The organism is Heliomarina sp., assembly GCF_052826185.1.
This window is the reverse complement of the sequence record NZ_JBRBUI010000017.1, coordinates 104,666-122,416: the sequence shown is the minus strand read 5'-3', so window position 1 is coordinate 122,416 and position 17,751 is coordinate 104,666. Positions and strand designations below refer to the sequence as shown.

Annotated in this window: 20 protein-coding genes; 13 read left to right on the top strand and 7 right to left on the bottom strand. The window is 59.4% G+C overall.

Annotated elements, in window-relative coordinates; translation table 11 throughout:
• Window positions 1–60: 60 nt before the first annotated feature.
• The 4 genes from ACU0FH_RS05915 to miaB form a co-directional block, all read right to left on the bottom strand.
• Window positions 61–1,071 (bottom strand): PhoH family protein, encoded by a 1,011-nt coding sequence (locus ACU0FH_RS05915; RefSeq protein WP_238370717.1) that lies wholly within the window; start codon window positions 1,069–1,071, stop codon window positions 61–63.
• A gap of 143 nt (window positions 1,072–1,214) precedes the next feature.
• On the bottom strand, window positions 1,215–1,514 hold the full coding sequence (locus ACU0FH_RS05910; protein WP_446193781.1) for a hypothetical protein: 300 nt from the start codon (window positions 1,512–1,514) through the stop codon (window positions 1,215–1,217).
• Window positions 1,515–1,524: 10 nt separating this feature from the next.
• Window positions 1,525–2,058: an OmpA family protein gene (locus tag ACU0FH_RS05905; protein ID WP_446194154.1), complete on the bottom strand. Its 534-nt coding sequence runs from the start codon at window positions 2,056–2,058 to the stop codon at window positions 1,525–1,527.
• Window positions 2,059–2,368: 310 nt separating this feature from the next.
• Complete coding sequence (gene miaB / locus ACU0FH_RS05900) at window positions 2,369–3,691, bottom strand: tRNA (N6-isopentenyl adenosine(37)-C2)-methylthiotransferase MiaB (RefSeq protein WP_446193780.1); 1,323 nt, start codon at window positions 3,689–3,691, stop codon at window positions 2,369–2,371.
• Window positions 3,692–3,801: 110 nt separating this feature from the next.
• Between miaB and ACU0FH_RS05895 the strand changes: the two genes are divergently transcribed.
• Window positions 3,802–4,677 (top strand): hypothetical protein, encoded by an 876-nt coding sequence (locus ACU0FH_RS05895; RefSeq protein ID WP_446193779.1) that lies wholly within the window; start codon window positions 3,802–3,804, stop codon window positions 4,675–4,677.
• A gap of 116 nt (window positions 4,678–4,793) precedes the next feature.
• Here ACU0FH_RS05895 and ACU0FH_RS05890 read toward each other — a convergent pair whose 3' ends face one another.
• Window positions 4,794–5,552 (bottom strand): class II aldolase/adducin family protein, encoded by a 759-nt coding sequence (locus tag ACU0FH_RS05890; protein ID WP_446193778.1) that lies wholly within the window; start codon window positions 5,550–5,552, stop codon window positions 4,794–4,796.
• A gap of 384 nt (window positions 5,553–5,936) precedes the next feature.
• Window positions 5,937–6,353, bottom strand: a complete 417-nt coding sequence (irrA, locus tag ACU0FH_RS05885; RefSeq protein WP_088632143.1) for an iron response transcriptional regulator IrrA — start codon at window positions 6,351–6,353, stop codon at window positions 5,937–5,939.
• Window positions 6,354–6,532: 179 nt separating this feature from the next.
• On the opposite strand from irrA, the gene fabA reads away from it, so the two are divergent.
• Genes fabA through ACU0FH_RS05870 form a run of 3 tightly spaced genes read left to right on the top strand, consistent with a single transcriptional unit; the run spans window position 6,533 to window position 9,133 of the window.
• Window positions 6,533–7,045: a bifunctional 3-hydroxydecanoyl-ACP dehydratase/trans-2-decenoyl-ACP isomerase gene (gene fabA, locus ACU0FH_RS05880; RefSeq protein ID WP_238370711.1), complete on the top strand. Its 513-nt coding sequence runs from the start codon at window positions 6,533–6,535 to the stop codon at window positions 7,043–7,045.
• Between the two features lie 37 nt (window positions 7,046–7,082).
• Complete coding sequence (gene fabB, locus ACU0FH_RS05875) at window positions 7,083–8,312, top strand: beta-ketoacyl-ACP synthase I (protein ID WP_446193777.1); 1,230 nt, start codon at window positions 7,083–7,085, stop codon at window positions 8,310–8,312.
• A gap of 29 nt (window positions 8,313–8,341) precedes the next feature.
• A complete protein-coding gene (locus tag ACU0FH_RS05870) occupies window positions 8,342–9,133 on the top strand; it encodes an enoyl-ACP reductase FabI (protein WP_238370709.1) in 792 nt (263 codons plus the stop codon).
• A gap of 360 nt (window positions 9,134–9,493) precedes the next feature.
• On the opposite strand, the gene ACU0FH_RS05865 is transcribed toward ACU0FH_RS05870, so the two are convergent.
• Complete coding sequence (locus ACU0FH_RS05865) at window positions 9,494–9,931, bottom strand: FKBP-type peptidyl-prolyl cis-trans isomerase (RefSeq protein ID WP_238372551.1); 438 nt, start codon at window positions 9,929–9,931, stop codon at window positions 9,494–9,496.
• Between the two features lie 180 nt (window positions 9,932–10,111).
• On the opposite strand from ACU0FH_RS05865, the gene ACU0FH_RS05860 reads away from it, so the two are divergent.
• The 9 genes from ACU0FH_RS05860 to ACU0FH_RS05820 all read left to right on the top strand — a co-directional run bounded on the left by ACU0FH_RS05860 (window position 10,112) and on the right by ACU0FH_RS05820 (window position 17,678).
• A complete protein-coding gene (locus ACU0FH_RS05860) occupies window positions 10,112–10,801 on the top strand; it encodes a haloacid dehalogenase type II (protein WP_446193776.1) in 690 nt (229 codons plus the stop codon).
• A 45-nt stretch (window positions 10,802–10,846) separates the two neighbouring features.
• Window positions 10,847–11,818, top strand: a complete 972-nt coding sequence (locus tag ACU0FH_RS05855) for a threonine ammonia-lyase (RefSeq protein WP_446193775.1) — start codon at window positions 10,847–10,849, stop codon at window positions 11,816–11,818.
• Window positions 11,819–11,956: 138 nt separating this feature from the next.
• On the top strand, window positions 11,957–12,745 hold the full coding sequence (pcaD, locus tag ACU0FH_RS05850; protein WP_446193774.1) for a 3-oxoadipate enol-lactonase: 789 nt from the start codon (window positions 11,957–11,959) through the stop codon (window positions 12,743–12,745).
• A complete protein-coding gene (gene pcaC, locus ACU0FH_RS05845; RefSeq protein WP_446193773.1) occupies window positions 12,738–13,118 on the top strand; it encodes a 4-carboxymuconolactone decarboxylase in 381 nt (126 codons plus the stop codon). The genes pcaD and pcaC overlap by 8 nt, the downstream gene beginning before the upstream one ends.
• On the top strand, window positions 13,115–13,825 hold the full coding sequence (gene pcaH, locus ACU0FH_RS05840; protein WP_446193772.1) for a protocatechuate 3,4-dioxygenase subunit beta: 711 nt from the start codon (window positions 13,115–13,117) through the stop codon (window positions 13,823–13,825). The genes pcaC and pcaH overlap by 4 nt, the downstream gene beginning before the upstream one ends.
• Window positions 13,825–14,391 carry a protocatechuate 3,4-dioxygenase subunit alpha gene (gene pcaG / locus ACU0FH_RS05835; protein ID WP_446193771.1) on the top strand — a complete coding sequence of 189 codons (567 nt, stop codon included), beginning with the start codon at window positions 13,825–13,827 and terminating at the stop codon, window positions 14,389–14,391. The genes pcaH and pcaG overlap by 1 nt, the downstream gene beginning before the upstream one ends.
• Window positions 14,391–15,104: an alpha/beta fold hydrolase gene (locus tag ACU0FH_RS05830; protein ID WP_446193770.1), complete on the top strand. Its 714-nt coding sequence runs from the start codon at window positions 14,391–14,393 to the stop codon at window positions 15,102–15,104. Before pcaG ends, ACU0FH_RS05830 begins: the two co-directional genes overlap by 1 nt.
• The gene (locus ACU0FH_RS05825) at window positions 15,104–16,447 is read left to right on the top strand and encodes a lyase family protein (protein WP_446193769.1); all 1,344 of its coding nucleotides are present in this window, start codon (window positions 15,104–15,106) and stop codon (window positions 16,445–16,447) included. Before ACU0FH_RS05830 ends, ACU0FH_RS05825 begins: the two co-directional genes overlap by 1 nt.
• Window positions 16,431–17,678, top strand: coding sequence for a TCR/Tet family MFS transporter (locus ACU0FH_RS05820; protein WP_446194153.1), 1,248 nt, complete (start codon window positions 16,431–16,433; stop codon window positions 17,676–17,678). The genes ACU0FH_RS05825 and ACU0FH_RS05820 overlap by 17 nt, the downstream gene beginning before the upstream one ends.
• Window positions 17,679–17,751: the final 73 nt, after the last annotated feature.

The window sequence follows — 17,751 nt, the reverse complement described above, 5'->3', positions numbered from 1 at the left end:
CTTTCCCGTCCGACCGTGATGGGCAGCTAGGCAGGAAAGGCCCCGGTTGCAAGGGCAGGATCAACTCGGTCCGGGATCGGATTCGTAGGCTTCGATGATCGCGGCAACCAGCGGGTGACGCACAACGTCCTTGGAGGTGAAATAGTTGAAGCTGATGTTCGGAATGGATTTCAGCAAACGCTCGGCATCCGCCAGCCCCGATGCGGTCCCACGCGGAAGGTCGATCTGGGTCCGGTCGCCGGTAATTACCATACGCGATCCTTCACCCAGACGGGTCAGGAACATCTTCATCTGCATCGTGGTCGCGTTCTGCGCCTCGTCCAGAACAACAAACGCGTTGGAAAGAGTCCGGCCCCGCATGAATGCCAGCGGTGCGATCTCAACGGTCTTTTCTTCGCGCAGCTTGGCAAGCTGTTTGCCCGGAAGAAAATCGTTCAGCGCATCATAGAGAGGCTGCATGTAAGGATCGACCTTGTCCTCCATCGCGCCGGGAAGAAAGCCAAGCTTTTCACCGGCTTCGACTGCGGGGCGCGACAGGATGATCTTGTCGACCAGCCCGTTGATGAACATGTTCACCCCAACCGCGACTGCAAGATAGGTTTTACCCGTACCTGCGGGACCAATGCCGAAAGCCAGCTCGTTCTCAAAAAGCGACTGGACATAGGCTTTTTGCGCGTCGGTGCGCGGTTCGATCATCTTCTTGCGGGTTTTGATCTCGACCTTGCCGCCTCGGAACATCTCGAGCTGTGTTCCGGTAGAGGCATCCGCTTCCGGAGGACTCATCCGCAGTTCGCGGTCGATGTCGCCCGGTTCGACCTGTCGGCCGGCTTCAAGCCTGGAGTAAAGCGACTGCAATACGTCGACGGCCTGACGGCGCATCTCGTCTTCACCAAGCACGGCGAGCTGGTTGCCACGCCTCAGGATCTGTACGCTCAGCTTCTTTTCAATCTCGGCAAGATTCCGGTCGTATTCACCACACAAATCGATGAGCAACCGGTTGTCGGGAAATTCAATCAACGCCTCATGAGCTGCGTTGGTTGTCTGCGGTGGGTTCAGGGCACCTATGGCCAATCCGCTCTCCTGTATTGGACGTCTGGTTCAAGGGTGCCAACTTCGCCACGACCGCGCAAGCGCAGATCAAGCGATTTCGTAAATTTGAATCAAAAAGGCTGATCGCATACCTTGGCGACGCACGCCTCGTAGGCTGGCGCGTATCAGATCGTGTCGGGAATGGCCGTACCTGCCTTGAAGGGGCCGACAGCCGTATTCGGCGGCGCGATACCCGAGCAGACCGGACGCCCATAGGGGTCGAGTCGCTGGCTCAGATAGCCTTCGAGACCGTCATCGATGATCCAGTGATCGCACCCCGTAGGATCGACCCAGATGCCCGCCTGCAAAGTCCCGAGACCTTTGGAATCGATGCCACGGTCCGCGCCCATTTCTCCAAGGTTGGCACCGCATGCGGTTAAGCCCGCGGTCGCTAGCAATGCGAGGGTAATTCTTGCGTATTTCATGATCGCATTCCTATCGCAGGCAAATGATTTCGACGCGCCGGTTCTGCGCCTTGCCCTTGGCCGTGTCGTTGCTTGCCCTTGGCTGCCGTTCGCCATAGCCCCGTACGTCATTGATGCGCACGCCGACCGCCTTGGCGACGCGTGCGACCGAGGCCGCTCGACGCTCGCTCAACCGCATGTTGTATTCGTCCGAAGCGCGGTTATCCGTATGCCCGGTGATGATAAATCCCGAAGGCGCGCTGGCTTTCGCAAAGAACTCTTTCAAGCGCTGCTGACCCGCGCGGCTGATGGCGTATTGGTCAGTTGCAAAGAACTGATCGGTCGGCATGATGCCGCAGACCTTGCCGCGCCGACAGATCGGATGACCCTCGCGATTGACATGCGGCGTCATGTATCCTTCAGCGCCATCGTCCATGACCCAGTGCTCACATCCATCGGGATCGACCCAGATCGAGGGGATGTAGCGTTCGCCCTTGCTTTGACTTTGAGCGAAAGCCGCGACCGGGGTCAGGGTCACGACGATTGCGGCGAAGAGAGCCCCCATAAAGCCCGCAGCCGACCTTGCATTGAATTTCACTTCCGAACCCTTCCTTCATCCCGACTTCTCCGGGCACACGTGCTGCCGCCTACTTCGCACGACAGCCCGCAGACGTAACCCTAGGCGATCAGAATCCAAATGGGGCAGAATTGCGGCAAATCGCGTGCAAGCCGCGACAGACCAGACACAGTCATCACGCGCAAGAGGCATTGCCCCTGAATTGGAAACGAACTGCCGTTAACTCAATTTGCAAGCGCTCGCCAGCAGCAGCGAATCGCTTTCAATTGATTTAATTTGGCTACGATTAACGAAGTGTTTAATCGACGCGGACGCCGGCAAGGGAGTTCGCACCGGACTCCACGATGCGGATCGGTGCCATCTCACCGATATCGAGCCCGGCATCCTTGACGTGCACAGCATGCAGATACTCGGATTTCCCTGCCATCTGCCCCGGAATGCGCCCTTCCCTCTCGAACAGAACGTTCACGACACGACCAACCATCTCGTCCTGAATTTCGCGTTGCTGGCGAGAGATCAGTGCCTGCAGTCGCTGCAAGCGTTCATTCTTGGTATCTTCGTCAAGCTGCGCGCGCTCAGCGGCGGGCGTCCCCGGGCGGGTCGAATACTTGAAGGAATAGGCGTAACCGTAACGCACCTCTTCGATCAGATTGAGCGTGGCCTGAAAATCCTCTTCGGTCTCTTCGGGAAAACCGACGATGAAATCGCCCGACATCAGGATATCGGGTCGTGCGGCGCGAATACGCTCGATCAGGCGCAGGTAGCTTTCTGCCGTGTGGCTACGGTTCATCCGTTTCAGGATCTTGTCTGATCCGGACTGCACCGGCAGATGAAGATAGGGCATCAGCTTGGCGCATTCGCCATGTGCCTCGATCAGGTCCTCGCCCATATCGTTGGGGTGCGAGGTGGTGAAACGAATGCGTTCCAGACCGTCGATCTTGTCCAGCGCCCAGATCAGTTTTGCCAGCGTCCAGTCGCCGTTGGCTGCCTCGCCGTGATAGGCGTTGACGTTTTGACCCAACAAGGTGATTTCCCGCACGCCCCGCTCAACCAGATCGCGCGCTTCGGTCAGGATGCGATCGACCGGACGGCTGACTTCGGCGCCACGCGTATAGGGAACCACGCAGAAGGCGCAGAACTTGTCGCAGCCTTCCTGCACGGTGAGAAATGCAGTAGGCCCGCGCTTGGCCTTGGGACGCGATTTGAGCTTTTCGAACTTGTCCTCTTCGGGGAAATCCGTGTCGAGCGCCCGCTCGCCGCCGCGCACCTTTGCCTCCATCTCGGGAAGCCGATGATAGCTTTGCGGACCGACCACCAGATCGACCAGCGGCTGCCGGCGCATGATCTCGGCCCCTTCGGCCTGTGCGACACAGCCTGCAACACCGATCTTCAGATCGGGTTTATCCGCTTTCAACCCCCGGAAACGGCCCAGCTCTGAATAGACTTTCTCGGCCGCCTTTTCCCGGATGTGACAGGTGTTCAGCAGGATCATGTCCGCGTCTTCCGGTCGGTCCGTTTCGACATAGCCCTCGCCGCCCAGCGCTTCGGCCATGCGTTCGCTGTCATAGACATTCATCTGACAGCCATAGGTCTTGAGAAACAGCTTTTTCGGCTCAGTCATGTCGGGCCTCCGGATTCGCGGTAAGCGCCATCATCTAGACGCATCGCTGATGGCTTGCAATGTCGGGGCGATTAGCGGATTCTGCGCAAAGTTGCCAGCAGAGGGAAAGCATGAACGGGGCGGAGCGCAGATATTCCTCTCTAGACGCATACCTCGGGAGCGGTAGCAAACCAGCCGGTCCCATCGCCGCGATCTTTGTCGAAGACACGGTCGAAATCGACACGACCCTCCGTCATCATCTGGAATGCGGGTTCGAAACCGTTCTGGCGCTGATGCCCGAGACCTTTCTTCTTGCCCCGGATGTCGCGTCGCGCGTGCAACGGATCGATTTTGACCCTCTGCCCGCCATGGCGGTCATCGACGCCATGAACCACCTGATCGCCGCCGCACCCGAGCAATGGCTCTACTACTGCTTCAACTCGGAATACCTGTTTTATCCGTTCTGTGAAACGCGTTCGGTCAAAGAGATGCTGCGGTTTCACCGCGAGGAACGCCGCGAAGCGATGTTGACCTACGTAATCGACCTTTACGCGGGCGATCTCACGACCAGCCCGGGCGCGGTCTCTCTGGATCATGCATATCTGGACAAGTCCGGTTATTACGCGCTGGCCCGCACGAATCCGGACACCGGCAAACCCTTTGACCGCCAACTGGACTTTTTTGGCGGGCTGCGATGGCGGTTCGAGGAACACGTTCCGGCCGGCAAGCGCCGCATCGACCGCATCGGCCTGTTCCGGGCGAAACCGGGGCTGACGCTACGGGCGGATCACACGCTCAGCGAAGAAGAGTTCAATACCTACGCCTGTCCGTGGCACAACAACCTGACGGCCGCGATCTGTTCATTCCGCACCGCCAAGGCGTTGAAGCGCAATCCGGGCTCTTCCTTTGATATCAGCACCTTCAACTGGCGCAATTCGATCGAATTCGAATGGCATTCCCGGCAATTGCTGGAACTGGGTTTGATTGAACCCGGACAATGGTTCTGACCCGTCTCAATCCGCTTTTCTGGAACCCGGATGTCTGAGGCCAGAGAAATCGAGCCTCAGATGCGAGGCGTATAGCGGCTCCGCGCCAGTGAACACGGAACCACTGATTGGATCGTTCAGGTGCGATAGGTCGGGTCAATCGCCTCGATGCTGCGCAGATGAGCCTGCCATTCGAGATTAAGACCAGCAGAGTCGGAGCCTTGCGAATACTGGCCCACAGTGTGGTCGCAGACAGCTTTGGGTATCTCCTGAATTTTACGACCTGCCGACAGCGCGGACATCTGGATTTCGCAGGAACGTTCCAGATAGAACATGTTGCTGTACATTTCGGCCGCGGTGCCGCCGACGGTCAGCAGACCGTGGTTTCTGAGGATCAGCACAGGATTGTCGCCAAGGTCTTCGACAATGCTGTCCCGTTCGGCCAGATCCAGTGCGATGCCTTGAAAATCATGGTAACCCACGCGACCGTAAAACTGCAGCGCGATCTGGTTCAGCGGCAGCAGCCCTTCTTCCAGGCAGGAAACCGCGACGCCAGCGCGCGTATGCGTATGCATCACCCAGGATGCATCGTGGCGGGCGCGGTGAACGGCTGAGTGGATGGTGAAACCGGCCGGATTGACGTCATGGGGGCTGTCGTCCAGCTTGTTCCCGTCGGTGTCAATCTTGACGAGCGAAGAGGCGGTGATCTCTTCCCATCGCCAGCCATAGGGGTTGATCAGAAAGGCATTATCCTCGTCGGGGACCCGTGCCGTGATATGGGTATAGATCAGGTCGGTCATGCGGTGCAGCGCAGCAAGGCGGTAGCAAGCCGCCAGATCCTGACGCGTCTTCCACTCGATCTCTGTCATGTGGTCGGGGCGAATGTCTTTCTTCATATCCTATCCTAGCTCTCTTGAAGCGGCAGCACTCACGTTTTCGTCGGACCGCCGATGCGATGCCGTATGAAACTTCGCGTCGGGTACTTAACACAATTCCCTGTGCGCGGGCAGTGCGGCGGCACTCAGTGCAGTTGCTGGATGCGCCCTATCTATCGGGGATTGCAACCACCCGCCGGCTATTAACGGCGTCAACCTCCACCAAGACGCTGATCGAGCGCCACGAACGCTGGCGTTGCGATGAATTTTCAGCAGATGCTCAAAATTTCATCGGGTACATCTTCCTCGCTTTGAATTTAGGGTTCAGCTGCTGCAGGCTGGTTTTGACCGCAGGAATTACGTCACCAAAGGCGAATCACCGCAAAAATCTGGAACATTGCCGACCTAGCGACGGCGCAGACGGATCACCACGTCAACCGAAGCGATTTCGGCACCTTCGGGCGCATCGGGTACCCGTGAGATGACAAGCTGATCCGAGGGCGCGTCAGTCAGGTGACCTTCGTCTTCCCAGAAGAAATGCGGGTGATCTATCGTGTTCGTGTCAAAATAGCTCTTCGACCCGTCCACGGTAACTTCCTGTAGCAAACCCGCGTCACAAAAGGCCCGCAGCGTGTTGTACACGGTCGCCAAGGATACCGGTGCCTCGGATGCGCGTGCGGATTCAAAGAGGCTTTCGGCGGTCACATGGCGATGCTTGCCGTCGCCAATCAGCAACTCGGCCAGCGCCACGCGCTGCCGCGTCGGTCTCAGACCTGCGGTGCCCAACCATTTGGTTGCGGTTTCCGTAACGTCCGGTGTCATCCCAATCCTCGTCTCACAGATTTACATGATATATAAGGGTCGCAAAGGTGAACATTCAAACAAAATTCCTTGCAACCGCCGTTTGCGACCCGGCCAGAGGCGACTATGCCGCAGGCTTGCAGGACCGGCGGGACGGGTGCTAGAGGGTTCACCATACAAGGAGCAGGAGACGCGCCAGAATGGCCCAATACCCAAGCAGCTTTGACAAAGAAGGCTTACTGAAATGCGCCCGTGGCGAACTCTTCGGCCCCGGGAACGCTCAATTGCCGCTTCCGCCGATGCTGATGATGGACCGGATTACCGAGATCAGCGATGATGGCGGCAGTGCGGGTAAAGGCCATGTGATCGCCGAGTTCGACATCACCCCGGACCTCTGGTTCTTTGATTGCCATTTCCCCGGCAACCCGATCATGCCCGGCTGCCTTGGCCTGGACGGACTCTGGCAGCTCACCGGCTTCAACCTTGGCTGGCGCGGTATGCAGGGTCAGGGCATGGCGCTTGGTGTCGGTGAGGTCAAGCTGACCGGCATGGTCAAGCCCGATCGCAAGATGCTGACATATTACGTGGATATGACCCGCGTCATCGACCGCAAGCTCAAGATTGGCGTCGCCAATGGACGGGTTGTCGCGGACGGGGAAGAGATTTATTCCGTAACAGATATGAAGGTGGGTCTGGCAACAGCCCAGGCCTGAGTTCCTGTACGGGACATCACCAAAAAGGAGACCGCCAATGCGCCGCGTCGTCGTCACAGGGCTGGGCATCGTCTCGTCCATCGGAAACAATCGGGACGAAGTTCTCGCCGCCCTGAAATCCGGGAAAAGCGGGATCGAATCCAGTGCGGAAATGGCTGAACATGGCTTTCGCAGCCAGATCGCCGGGACGCTGAAAATCGATGTGTCCGAACATGTGGACAAGCGTACATTGCGTTTCATGGGGCCAGGTGCCGCTTATGCGCATATAGCGATGGCCGAGGCCATTGCCGACGCGGGACTGGAAGAAGGCGACGTCGTCAATCCGCGCACGGGCCTTATCGCAGGCTCTGGCGGGCCGAGCACCTCGGCAATGCTGAGCGCGCACCAGACCGTGCTGAAATCCGGCGCGACCAAGCGCATTGGTCCCTTCGCCGTGCCAAAATGCATGTCCTCAACAATCAGCGCCAACCTGTCGACGGCCTACAAGATCAAGGGCATTAACTACTCGATCACCTCCGCCTGCTCGACCTCGCTGCATTGCATTGGCAGCGCGTCTGAACAGATCATGATGGGCAAGCAAGATGTCATGTTTGCTGGTGGCGGCGAAGAACTCGACTGGACCCTGTCCTGCCTGTTCGACGCAATGGGCGCGATGTCGTCCAAGTTCAATGACACACCTGAAAAGGCCTCGCGCGCTTTCGATGCGAACCGCGACGGTTTCGTGATTACCGGCGGCGGTGGCATCGTCGTTCTGGAAGAACTCGAACATGCCAAGGCGCGTGGCGCCAAGATCTATGCCGAAGTGACCGGTTTCGCGGCAACCAGCGACGGGCACGACATGGTGGCACCTTCGGGTGAAGGCGGCGAACGGGCCATGCGTCTTGCGTTGCAAACGCTCCCCGAGGACCGGAAAGTCGGCTACATCAATGCCCACGGCACCTCGACCCCGGTCGGCGACGTCGGCGAAGTCGAAGCAGTGCGACGCGTGTTTGGCGAAGGCACCACGCCCCCGATCAGCTCGACCAAGTCGATGACGGGCCACGCACAGGGCGCCGCCGGGGCTCTTGAAGCGATTTTCAGCCTGCTTATGCTTGAAAACGACTTTATTGCCCGCTCGATCAATGTCGAAACGCTCGATCCCAAGCTGAATGCCCGGGAAATCGCGACGGAACTGGTGGAAAATGCCGGTTTGGACAGCGTGATGACCAACTCATTCGGGTTCGGCGGCACGAACGGGTCGATGATCCTCTCCAGGTACAATGGATAAAAAACGATAAACGGTTGGGTGAGCTGAGAATGTCAAAGCAATTGTCGGGAAAACGCGGTCTGGTCATGGGGGTCGCCAATGACCGCTCAATCGCTTGGGGCATCGCAAAAGCCATGGCCGAAGCAGGCGCTGAACTGGCCTTTTCCTATCAGGGAGAGGCATTCGGCAAACGGCTGGAACCACTGGCGCAAAGCGTCGGCTCGGACTTTATGGTCGATGTCGATGTGACCGATGACGCTTCGCTTGATGCAGCCTTTGAACAGCTTGCCAGCAAGTGGCCGACCATTGACTTTCTCGTTCACGCCATCGCGTTCTCCGACAAGTCCGAGCTGACCGGGCGGTTCCTCAACACCAGCCGGGCCAACTTCAAGAATTCGATGGATATCTCGGCCTATTCCTTCATCGAGGTTGCGCGCCGCGCCTACCCTCTGATGAAGGACAATGGCGGCACGCTGATGACCCTGACCTACCAAGGGTCGAACCGCGTCGTCCCGAACTATAACGTGATGGGGGTCGCCAAGGCCGCTCTTGAGGCGGCGACACGTTATCTCGCAAACGATCTGGGCCCAGAAGGCATTCGCGTCAACGCCATCAGCCCCGGCCCGATGAAAACTCTCGCCGGCGCCGCCATTGGCGGGGCGCGCAAGACCTACAAGCATACGGATCAGAATGCCCCCCTGCGCAGCAACGCAACGCTCGAGGCCGTCGGCGGTACCGCAGTCTATCTGGCTTCCGATGCAGGTGCCTGCACCACCGGCGAGATTATCCGCGTCGACGGCGGGTATCACATCCTTGGCATGCCGCAACCGGATTTCCTGTAGCACGCCTAGCTTCGCGATTTTCCAAGCTTTTTTCACCGATCCGCCTTTGCGCCGCCATAGTTAATCGGCAAAAATTTGGCATGGATGGATTTGAAATAGATACAAGGTTAAGCGTTGAACGCAGAAGGCGGCGCAGGATCGCTCGCTGGTGCGTCCGCGCAGTTTTTCTTTCCGGTATCGCGGTGATGGTCGCAGCCATGCTGTCAAACCCGGACATGGCGGAGAACATCTCCTCAGCCTATAATGACTGAACCTCCGAACAGCCGACGGATCGCAATCAGGTTATGCGAACCGGCGAGGTCCGGGGTGGGCTTTCCATGCCGGGCGCTTGGCCCCAGCATGAAAAAACCTGAAACGACCTCAGGCCGCCTTGTCGATAGCAACCACTTCGATTGCAAAGGTAAGATCGTGCCCGGCCAGAGGGTGGTTGGCATCCAGCGTCACGCTTTCATCGTCAACACCGACAACCGTAACCGGCATCACTTGCCCTTCGGCCGTCTGCATCTGCAAGCGCGCGCCGATTTCCACCGGGATATTGTCCGGGATACCTTCGCGCGGAATGGCTTGGCGCATGTCGGGATTGACGGGCCCATAGGCGTCTTCACAGGGTACGTTCACCGTCTTGGCATCTCCGACTTCCATACCGGGAAGCGCCGCATCCAGACCGGGAATGATCTGCCCCGAGCCGACTTCGAATGCCAGAGGCTCACGTCCTTCGGAACTGTCGAAGGTGGTGCCGTCCTGAAAGGTGCCGGTGTAATGGATTTGTACGTTGTCGCCGTTTTTAACCTGCGTCATTAGATATCCGATCTGTTTGGGGTGAGTTTGAAAAGGCCGCATTCATCGCGGGTTCTTTAATCCCCCCTAACCTAAGGCCTCATACCCTGATGTAAACCCGCCCGGCTCAATCTGTCTTTCACCCGACGACCGCTTGTGCCACAGTTCAGGCAACCGGAACTGGGCAAGAGAGCGCAAAGCATGACGATCACAACCTGTGTTTTCGACGCCTACGGCACCCTTTTCGACGTTTCCGCAGCCGCCCGGCAGGTCGCGAACGAAGGCAACTTCCCGCAACTCGAAACCACGTGGTCTGAACTTGCCGCCCACTGGCGCACAAAACAGCTGCAATATTCCTGGCTGCGGGCAATCTCGGATGCCCATACCGATTTCTGGGAAGTTACCTGCAACGGGTTGGACTGGGCACTGGAAAAAACCGGCCTTAATGGTGATGCGGACCTGCGCCAGAGGCTACTGGATCTTTACTGGGAACTGGACGCCTTTGAAGAAGTCCCCGGCATGCTGAAACGGCTCAAAGAGGGACATATGCAGGTTGCGATCCTATCGAACGGTTCCCCCGCGATGCTGACAGGTGCGGTGCAATCGGCTGGCATCGGAGAGTATCTTGATGACGTCCTGTCGGTGGAAAGCGTCGGTATTTTCAAGCCTGACAAGCAGGTTTATGATCTCGTCGGAGGTCGTTTCGGATGTGAACCGAGCGAAGTTCTCTTTGTGTCCTCCAACGGCTGGGACGCAGCGGCAGGTGCCGGCTACGGCTTTGAAACGGCCTGGGTCAACCGCGCCGGTGAGCCGATGGACCAACTGCCTTGGCGTCCGGGACATGTCCTCACGGATCTGAACGCTATTCCCGAGTTGGCAGGGCTCGGGTAACCGGCGGCGTCAACCCGCACTCTTTCCTCGCATTTCGGAATTTCCATGACTTCAATCGATATGATCAAAGCCGCTGCAACCCGTCTTGAGGGACACGCCCGGCGCACCCCTCTTCTTAGCTCGCCCTTCCTCGATGACATCGCGGGACGAAAGGTTCTGGTCAAACCCGAGTGCCTGCAACACACGGGCAGTTTCAAGTTTCGCGGTGCGTGGTCGGCGATTTCTGCGCTCGCGCCTGAAGCGCGCGAGCATGGGGTGATCGCCTTTTCCAGCGGCAATCATGCGCAGGGTATTGCCGCTGCGGCCCGGGGGCACGGTATATCGGCTGTGATCGTGATGCCAGAGGATGCGCCGCAGCTCAAAATCGCGAATACCCGCGCGCTGGGTGCCGAGGTCATTCTCTATGACCGCGCCACCGGGGACCGAGACGCCATTGGCGATCAACTTGCCAAGGAACGCGGGCTGACACTCGTCAAACCGTTCGACGAGCCGCAGGTGATTGCCGGTCAGGGAACAATCGGGCTGGAAATCGCGGCCGACGCCGGCATCGATAAAGCCGAGGTTCTGGTCTGCTGCGGGGGTGGCGGTCTGACGTCGGGTATTGCGCTGGCGCTCGCAGAGCAGGCCCCGGGCATGACGACCAGACCTGTGGAACCGGAGTTTTTCGATGACGTCACCCGCTCTCTCGCATCGGGGAAAATTGAACGGAACGAACGGCTGAGCGGGTCGCTGTGCGATGCGATCATCACACCGCAACCCGGCAATATCACCTTCCCCATTATGCAACGCCTTTGCGGCGCAGGTCTGGTCGTGACCGAAGAGGAAGCCTTGCGCGCGATGGTGCTCGCCTGGCTGCGGCTCAAGATCGTCGTCGAACCGGGAGGTGCCGTCGCACTCGCCGCCGCTCTCTTCCATCCTGATGAGATAGAAGGCGACACGGTGATTGCCATCGCCTCGGGCGGAAACGTGGACCCGGCCGTGTTCCAGTCGGCGATGGACCGTTTCACCCCAGACTGATCCAAGCACGCGCGAAGAAAACATACATTTTCTTTGCAATTTTCTTGAAAGAAAATTGGCCCCGCTACCGACGCCAACCGCCTTTACCTTCTTCTGGAGACAAGGTTATTGTGACCGGCAGAAATGAGGAGGCGTTAGATGCAATTTGCTGATCTGGGTGAGATCCGGCTTCATTATCAGGTCGATGGGGATCCAGACGGCGCTCCGGTCGTCTTCTCCAATTCGCTCGGAACGGATCTGCGTCTCTGGGACAAGGTTTTACCGCTGCTTCCCGCAGGGCTGAAGTTCATCCGTTACGACAAGCGCGGACACGGTCTTTCCTCGATGCCCAAGCCGCCCTATTCGATGGGCTCACTGGTCCGCGACGCCGAGTTGCTGCTGGATCATCTCGGGGTTAAGGAATGCGCCTTTGTCGGGTTGTCTATTGGCGGCATGATTGCCCAAGGCCTCGCGGTAAAGCGTCTTGATCTCGTGCGGTCTCTTGTCCTCTCCAATACCGCTGCCAAGATTGGTACGGCCGAGATGTGGCAAGAGAGGGTGAACGCCGTTCTGCGCGATGGCATCGAACCGATGGCTGACAACGTGATGGAACGGTGGTTCTCCCGCGAATTCCGAAACACGGTCGAGCTTGAACTTTGGCGGAACATGCTGACCCGGCAACCGGTCAACGGGTATGCGGGCTGTTCCGCCGCCATAGCTGGCACCGATTTCTACACGCCAACCAGCGGGTTGAGGCTCCCTGCCCTTGGCATCGCCGGCGATCAGGATGGCGCGACTCCCCCCGATGTGGTGAAGGAGACCATCGATCTGATCCCGGGCTCGCGGTATCATCTGATCCGTGGTGCAGGCCATTTGCCCTGCGTGGAAAAGCCTGAAGAATTCGCGCAGGTCCTGACCGACTTCCTCAAGGAGACAGGGCATGTCTGAAAGTTTTGACCGGGGCATGAAAGTCCGCCGCGAGGTTCTGGGCGATGCGCATGTCGACCGCGCCGAAGCAGCCAAGACGGATCTCGACCTGCCATTTCAGACCCTGATCACAGAGGGCGCCTGGGGCACTGTCTGGGCAAGCGACGGTATCTCCCGCCGCGAACGCTCGATGCTGACGCTGGCGCTGCTTGCCGCCACCGGGAATTTTGAAGAAATCCCCATGCACATCCGAGCGACCGCGCGGACCGGTGCCAGCAAGTCCGATGTTCTTGAAGCGTTTCAGCACGTTGCCATCTACGCAGGCGTGCCCAAAGCCAATCATGCATTGAAACTGGCGAAAGCCACATACAAGGAAATGGAAGACGAGGCATGACGCTCATTCCCCGCAACAGGGGCGGCCATCCGGTCGCCTACGCGCCAGGTTACAAATCCTCCGTCGCTCGCAGCCCCAAGCTGGCACTGATTTCTGGCTCGGCCACGCCCTCCGAGCAGACCGGACCTGTATTTGGTCACGATCTGCTGGGCGAACTGGACAGCAACCTGATCCTGAATTTCACCGGCGAACCCGCCATCGGCGAACGGATCATCGTTCACGGCCGGGTTTTGGACGAAAACGCGCGTCCTGTCCCGGGGGCTCTGGTCGAGGTCTGGCAGGCCAATGCAGGCGGTCGCTATCGCCACAAAAAGGACGGATACCTCGCCCCACTCGACCCCAATTTTGGCGGTTGCGGACGCACCATTACCGGCGAGGACGGATCCTATGAATTCCTTACCATCCGCCCCGGCGCTTACCCCTGGCCCAACGGTCCCAACGACTGGCGTCCGATGCACATCCATTTCTCGGTCTTCGGGCACAGCTTTGGCCAGCGCCTCATCACGCAGATGTACTTTGAAGGCGACCCGCTGATCCCGCTCTGCCCGATCATCAAGACGATCCCCGACCAGTCCGCAGTCGACCGCCTTGTTGCGCCGCTCGACATGAGCCGTGCGATGCCGCTCGATTGCCTCGCCTACAAGTTCGACATCGTTCTGCGCGGCAGCCGCCAGACCATGTTTGAAAATAAGATGGAGGGGCTCTGATGGTCCAGCCGCTGAACACGCTGACAGAAACCGCATCGCAGACTGCGGGTCCTTACGTCCACATCGGCTGCACACCGAATTTCGTCGGGATCGAAGGAATCTATGACGAAGATCTCGGACTCGTACCCTTTCCCAAGGACGAACCGGGTGAACACATCACTATCACCGGCACCATTCAGGATGGCACCGGCACAGTTCTTCGAGACGTGCTGGTGGAGAGCTGGCAATGCAACGCTGAAGGCAAATTCGGGCCCGGTTCGCGTGGCTTCGCGCGGATGCCCTCTGACCTTACGACCGGTATCTGGACGCTGAACACCGTCAAACCCGCAGGCGTCGGAAAACAGTCGCCACATATCGCTCTCTGGATCGTGGCGCGCGGCATAAATATTGGCCTGCAAACCCGCATCTATTTCGAAGGTGACGATCACAGCGCCGACCCGCTGCTGACCCGGCTTGAGCATCAGAACCGCGTGGAAACGCTGATCGCGAAAAAGACCGGCGACAACAGCTACCAGTTCGACATCCGGCTTCAAGGTGAAGGCGAAACCGTCTTTCTGGACCTGTAATGGCGGATTTTCTTCTGGTTCACGGCTCGTGCCACGGTGCGTGGTGCTGGCGCGATCTCATCCCCGAACTCGAAGCTCTGGGCCACACCGCCCGGGCAATCGACCTGCCGGGGAATGGCGAGGACGATACCCCTTGCGGCGACGCGACACTGCCGGGATGCGGCGCCGCCGTGCTGGCAGCCTCTACCCCCGATACCATTATCCTCGGCCATTCTTGGGGCGGCTTTCCCATTGCCGCCGCGGCCGAGGTCGACCCCAAGGCGATGCGGGCGCTGATCTTTCTCTGCGCCTATGTCCCCCGCGACGGGCTGTCGATGGTCGACCTGCGCAAACGGGCCAAGCGCCAGCCGATCCTTCCCGCCGTCATCCGCAACCCGGATGGTGCCACGATGCGGATAGACCCGGAACAGGCCGCCGATCTTTTCTACAGCGATTGCTCGCAAGAGATCATCGACTTTGCCGTTCCCCTGCTTTGCGATCAGGCTATTCTCCCGCAAAAGACGCCGCTTGAAGTATCGCAGGATTACGAAAGCGTCGAGAAATTCTATATCCGCTGCACCGAGGATCAGACCATCCCACCGGAGTATCAGGCCGAAATGGTTGAGGACTGGCCAAGCGAGCGAGTCTTCGAGATGCCCACATCGCATTCTCCGTTCTTCTCGGACCCAAAAGGGCTGGCGAAACTGATGGATCAGATCGCAGGGAGCCTCTGATGGCGGCAAGCGTCTTTGACAGCGCGCTCTACGGCAAACTTTTTTCGTCGGGAGATGCTGCGCGCCTGTTCAGCGATACCGCTGAGGTCCGCGCCATGCTGCTGGTCGAAGGTGCTCTGGCCAAGGTTCAGGGTGCACTCGGCGTCATCCCGGAACTCAGCGCCAAGGCGATCCACCGCGCCTCGATGGAACTTCAGATCGACCCCGGCGGGCTGGCGCAGGCCACCGGCAGCAACGGCGTCAGCGTGCCTGCACTTGTCTCCGCCTTTCGCGGAGAAATGAATGCGCCCGAGCATGCGCAGTACATCCACTGGGGATGCACCAGTCAGGACATTCAGGATACCGCGTTAATGCTGCGCCTCAGACAGGCGCTTGGTCTGGTCGAAGAGGACCTGCGCAGCGTCCTGTCATCGCTGGCCGATCTGGCAGAGAAACACGCCCGCCAGCCGATGCCCGCGCGTACCTATGGTCAGCACGCCACGCCGACGAGCTTTGGCGCTGTGGTTGCCGCATGGGGCGCGCCACTGCTCGGCCTGCTTTCGGAACTCGAAATCCTGCGTCGCGACTGCTTGCTTGTTTCGCTCTCCGGCGCTGCGGGCACCGGCGCGGCACTGGGTCCGAAGGCCCCTGAAATACGCGCCGATCTTGCCGTTGCCCTCGGTCTCGGCGACCCGGCGCGCAGCTGGCACACGGATCGCACCCCGGTCCTGCGGCTTGCGGACTGGTTCTGCCGGGTCAGCCTCGGCCTTGGAAAGCTGGGCGAGGACGCCACCGAACTCGTGCAGACCGGCATCGGCGAAATCAGCCTCGGGGGCGCGGGCGCATCCTCGACCATGCCCCAGAAACAGAACCCGGTGGGGCCGTCTGTTCTGGTTGCGCTCGGTCGTCATTCTTCCGCCCTGCTGGCCGCCCTGCAAGGTGCCGCCATGCCGCGCTATCAACGCGATGGTGCCGCATGGTTCACCGAATGGCTCTCCCTGCCGCAGATCGTGCTGGGCGCGGCCACGTCGGCAAAGACCGCAAGCACTTTGGCCAAAGGGATAGCGCCGCGACCGGAACAGATGGAACATGCCTTGTCAGACGGGCTCGACATGATCCATGCCGAGGCGTTGAGCTTTGCGCTTTCCGAAACCATGCCCCGGCCAGAGGCGCAGGCGTTGGTCAAAAAACTCTGCGCCGAAGCACAAGAGCAGAACACAGCCCTGCGTCAGCTTGTTGCCCGCGATCACCCGCAGCTCGACGTACAAGCGCTTTTCGATCCCCTTCATCAAATGGGACATGCCCCCGACGAGGCACGTGCCTTTGTCAAAGCCGTCCGCAGCCAAAGTGCCGGACCGGTCTGAAGCGACGGCGCAGGGGGTCTCCCTGCGCCTGCCGATGATCTTCATCCTCGTGACGGTCATGCTCGATGCCATGGGCATCGGGCTCATCATGCCGATCATGCCCGATCTGATCCGCGAGGTCCGCGGCGGTTCCGTCGCCAATGCCGCGCTCTGGGGTGGCGTGCTCTCGACCGTTTTCGCGCTCATGCAATTCGGCTTCGGCCCGCTGGTCGGCAGCTTGTCCGACAGGTTCGGACGTCGCCCGGTCCTTCTCGTGTCGCTGTTCTTCATGACGCTGGATTATCTCGTCATGGCCTTCGCCGGAACGATCTGGCTGCTGATCATCGGGAGACTCATCGGCGGGATCACCGCGGCAACCCATGGCACCGCCAGCGCCTACATGGCCGACATCTCCACGCGCGAAGAAAAATCAGCCAATTTCGGACTGGTCGGCGCCGCGTTCGGCATAGGTTTCGTTCTGGGTCCGGTGGTCGGCGGTATGCTGGGCGAAATGGGCACCCGCGCGCCCTTCTTTGCGGCGGCTCTACTATCCGGCGTCAATTTCATGCTTGGACTGTTCGTTCTGCGGGAAACCGTAACGGACCGGACCAGACGCGCCTTTCAATGGCGGCGCGCCAATCCATTCGGCGCGTTCCGCCATCTCTCCGATCTGCCCGGTATCAGCACTCTTCTGCTCTCCACGCTGCTCTACAGCATCGCCCTTTACGTCTACCCGGCGATCTGGGCCTATTTCACGCAGGTCAGCTTTGGCTGGACCTCCCGCACCATCGGCATTTCTCTGGCCATCTACGGCATATCCGCCGCCATCATGCAGGCGGTGGTACTGCGCCACATGCTGCGACGTCTGGGTGACAGGCGGACAGTGATCTACGGTCTGGTCTTCGACATCATCGCCTGCCTCAGCCTCGCCGTGGTGACCAGTGGCACGGTCGCCATCATACTGACGCCCATCGCCGCGATCGGAGCCGTGATTACCCCCGCCCTCCAAGGGATCATGTCACGGCAGGTCGACGACAACGCGCAGGGCGAACTTCAGGGCGTACTGACGAGCGTCAACGCGCTAGCCGCCGTCATATCACCGCTTCTCATGACCTCGACATTTGCCTTTTTCACCCGGCCAGCTGCCGAGTTCCATTTTCCGGGCGCAGCCTTTCTTCTCGCCGCGCTCCTCCTTTCGGTCGCCCTCTTCCTCATCTGGCGGCTTCCTGAGGAAGATCGCAATCCCGCATAGCGAAATACTGTTTCGCACTTGAAGCCCGCCCTGATACAGGTAACGTGCAAGGGAAATGAACAGGGAGAGTTCC

What these genes read in the sequence shown, in the direction of transcription:
- ACU0FH_RS05910 (WP_446193781.1), bottom strand. Translation starts at nt 1,514, where the DNA reads ATGAAATACGCAAGAATTACCCTCGCATTGCTAGCGACCGCGGGCTTA.
- ACU0FH_RS05905 (WP_446194154.1), bottom strand. Translation starts at nt 2,058, where the DNA reads ATGGGGGCTCTCTTCGCCGCAATCGTCGTGACCCTGACCCCGGTCGCG.
- miaB (WP_446193780.1), bottom strand. Translation starts at nt 3,691, where the DNA reads ATGACTGAGCCGAAAAAGCTGTTTCTCAAGACCTATGGCTGTCAGATG.
- ACU0FH_RS05895 (WP_446193779.1), top strand. Translation starts at nt 3,802, where the DNA reads ATGAACGGGGCGGAGCGCAGATATTCCTCTCTAGACGCATACCTCGGG.
- ACU0FH_RS05890 (WP_446193778.1), bottom strand. Translation starts at nt 5,552, where the DNA reads ATGAAGAAAGACATTCGCCCCGACCACATGACAGAGATCGAGTGGAAG.
- irrA (WP_088632143.1), bottom strand. Translation starts at nt 6,353, where the DNA reads ATGACACCGGACGTTACGGAAACCGCAACCAAATGGTTGGGCACCGCA.
- fabA (WP_238370711.1), top strand. Translation starts at nt 6,533, where the DNA reads ATGGCCCAATACCCAAGCAGCTTTGACAAAGAAGGCTTACTGAAATGC.
- fabB (WP_446193777.1), top strand. Translation starts at nt 7,083, where the DNA reads ATGCGCCGCGTCGTCGTCACAGGGCTGGGCATCGTCTCGTCCATCGGA.
- ACU0FH_RS05870 (WP_238370709.1), top strand. Translation starts at nt 8,342, where the DNA reads ATGTCAAAGCAATTGTCGGGAAAACGCGGTCTGGTCATGGGGGTCGCC.
- ACU0FH_RS05865 (WP_238372551.1), bottom strand. Translation starts at nt 9,931, where the DNA reads ATGACGCAGGTTAAAAACGGCGACAACGTACAAATCCATTACACCGGC.
- ACU0FH_RS05860 (WP_446193776.1), top strand. Translation starts at nt 10,112, where the DNA reads ATGACGATCACAACCTGTGTTTTCGACGCCTACGGCACCCTTTTCGAC.
- ACU0FH_RS05855 (WP_446193775.1), top strand. Translation starts at nt 10,847, where the DNA reads ATGACTTCAATCGATATGATCAAAGCCGCTGCAACCCGTCTTGAGGGA.
- pcaD (WP_446193774.1), top strand. Translation starts at nt 11,957, where the DNA reads ATGCAATTTGCTGATCTGGGTGAGATCCGGCTTCATTATCAGGTCGAT.
- pcaC (WP_446193773.1), top strand. Translation starts at nt 12,738, where the DNA reads ATGTCTGAAAGTTTTGACCGGGGCATGAAAGTCCGCCGCGAGGTTCTG.
- pcaH (WP_446193772.1), top strand. Translation starts at nt 13,115, where the DNA reads ATGACGCTCATTCCCCGCAACAGGGGCGGCCATCCGGTCGCCTACGCG.
- pcaG (WP_446193771.1), top strand. Translation starts at nt 13,825, where the DNA reads ATGGTCCAGCCGCTGAACACGCTGACAGAAACCGCATCGCAGACTGCG.
- ACU0FH_RS05830 (WP_446193770.1), top strand. Translation starts at nt 14,391, where the DNA reads ATGGCGGATTTTCTTCTGGTTCACGGCTCGTGCCACGGTGCGTGGTGC.
- ACU0FH_RS05825 (WP_446193769.1), top strand. Translation starts at nt 15,104, where the DNA reads ATGGCGGCAAGCGTCTTTGACAGCGCGCTCTACGGCAAACTTTTTTCG.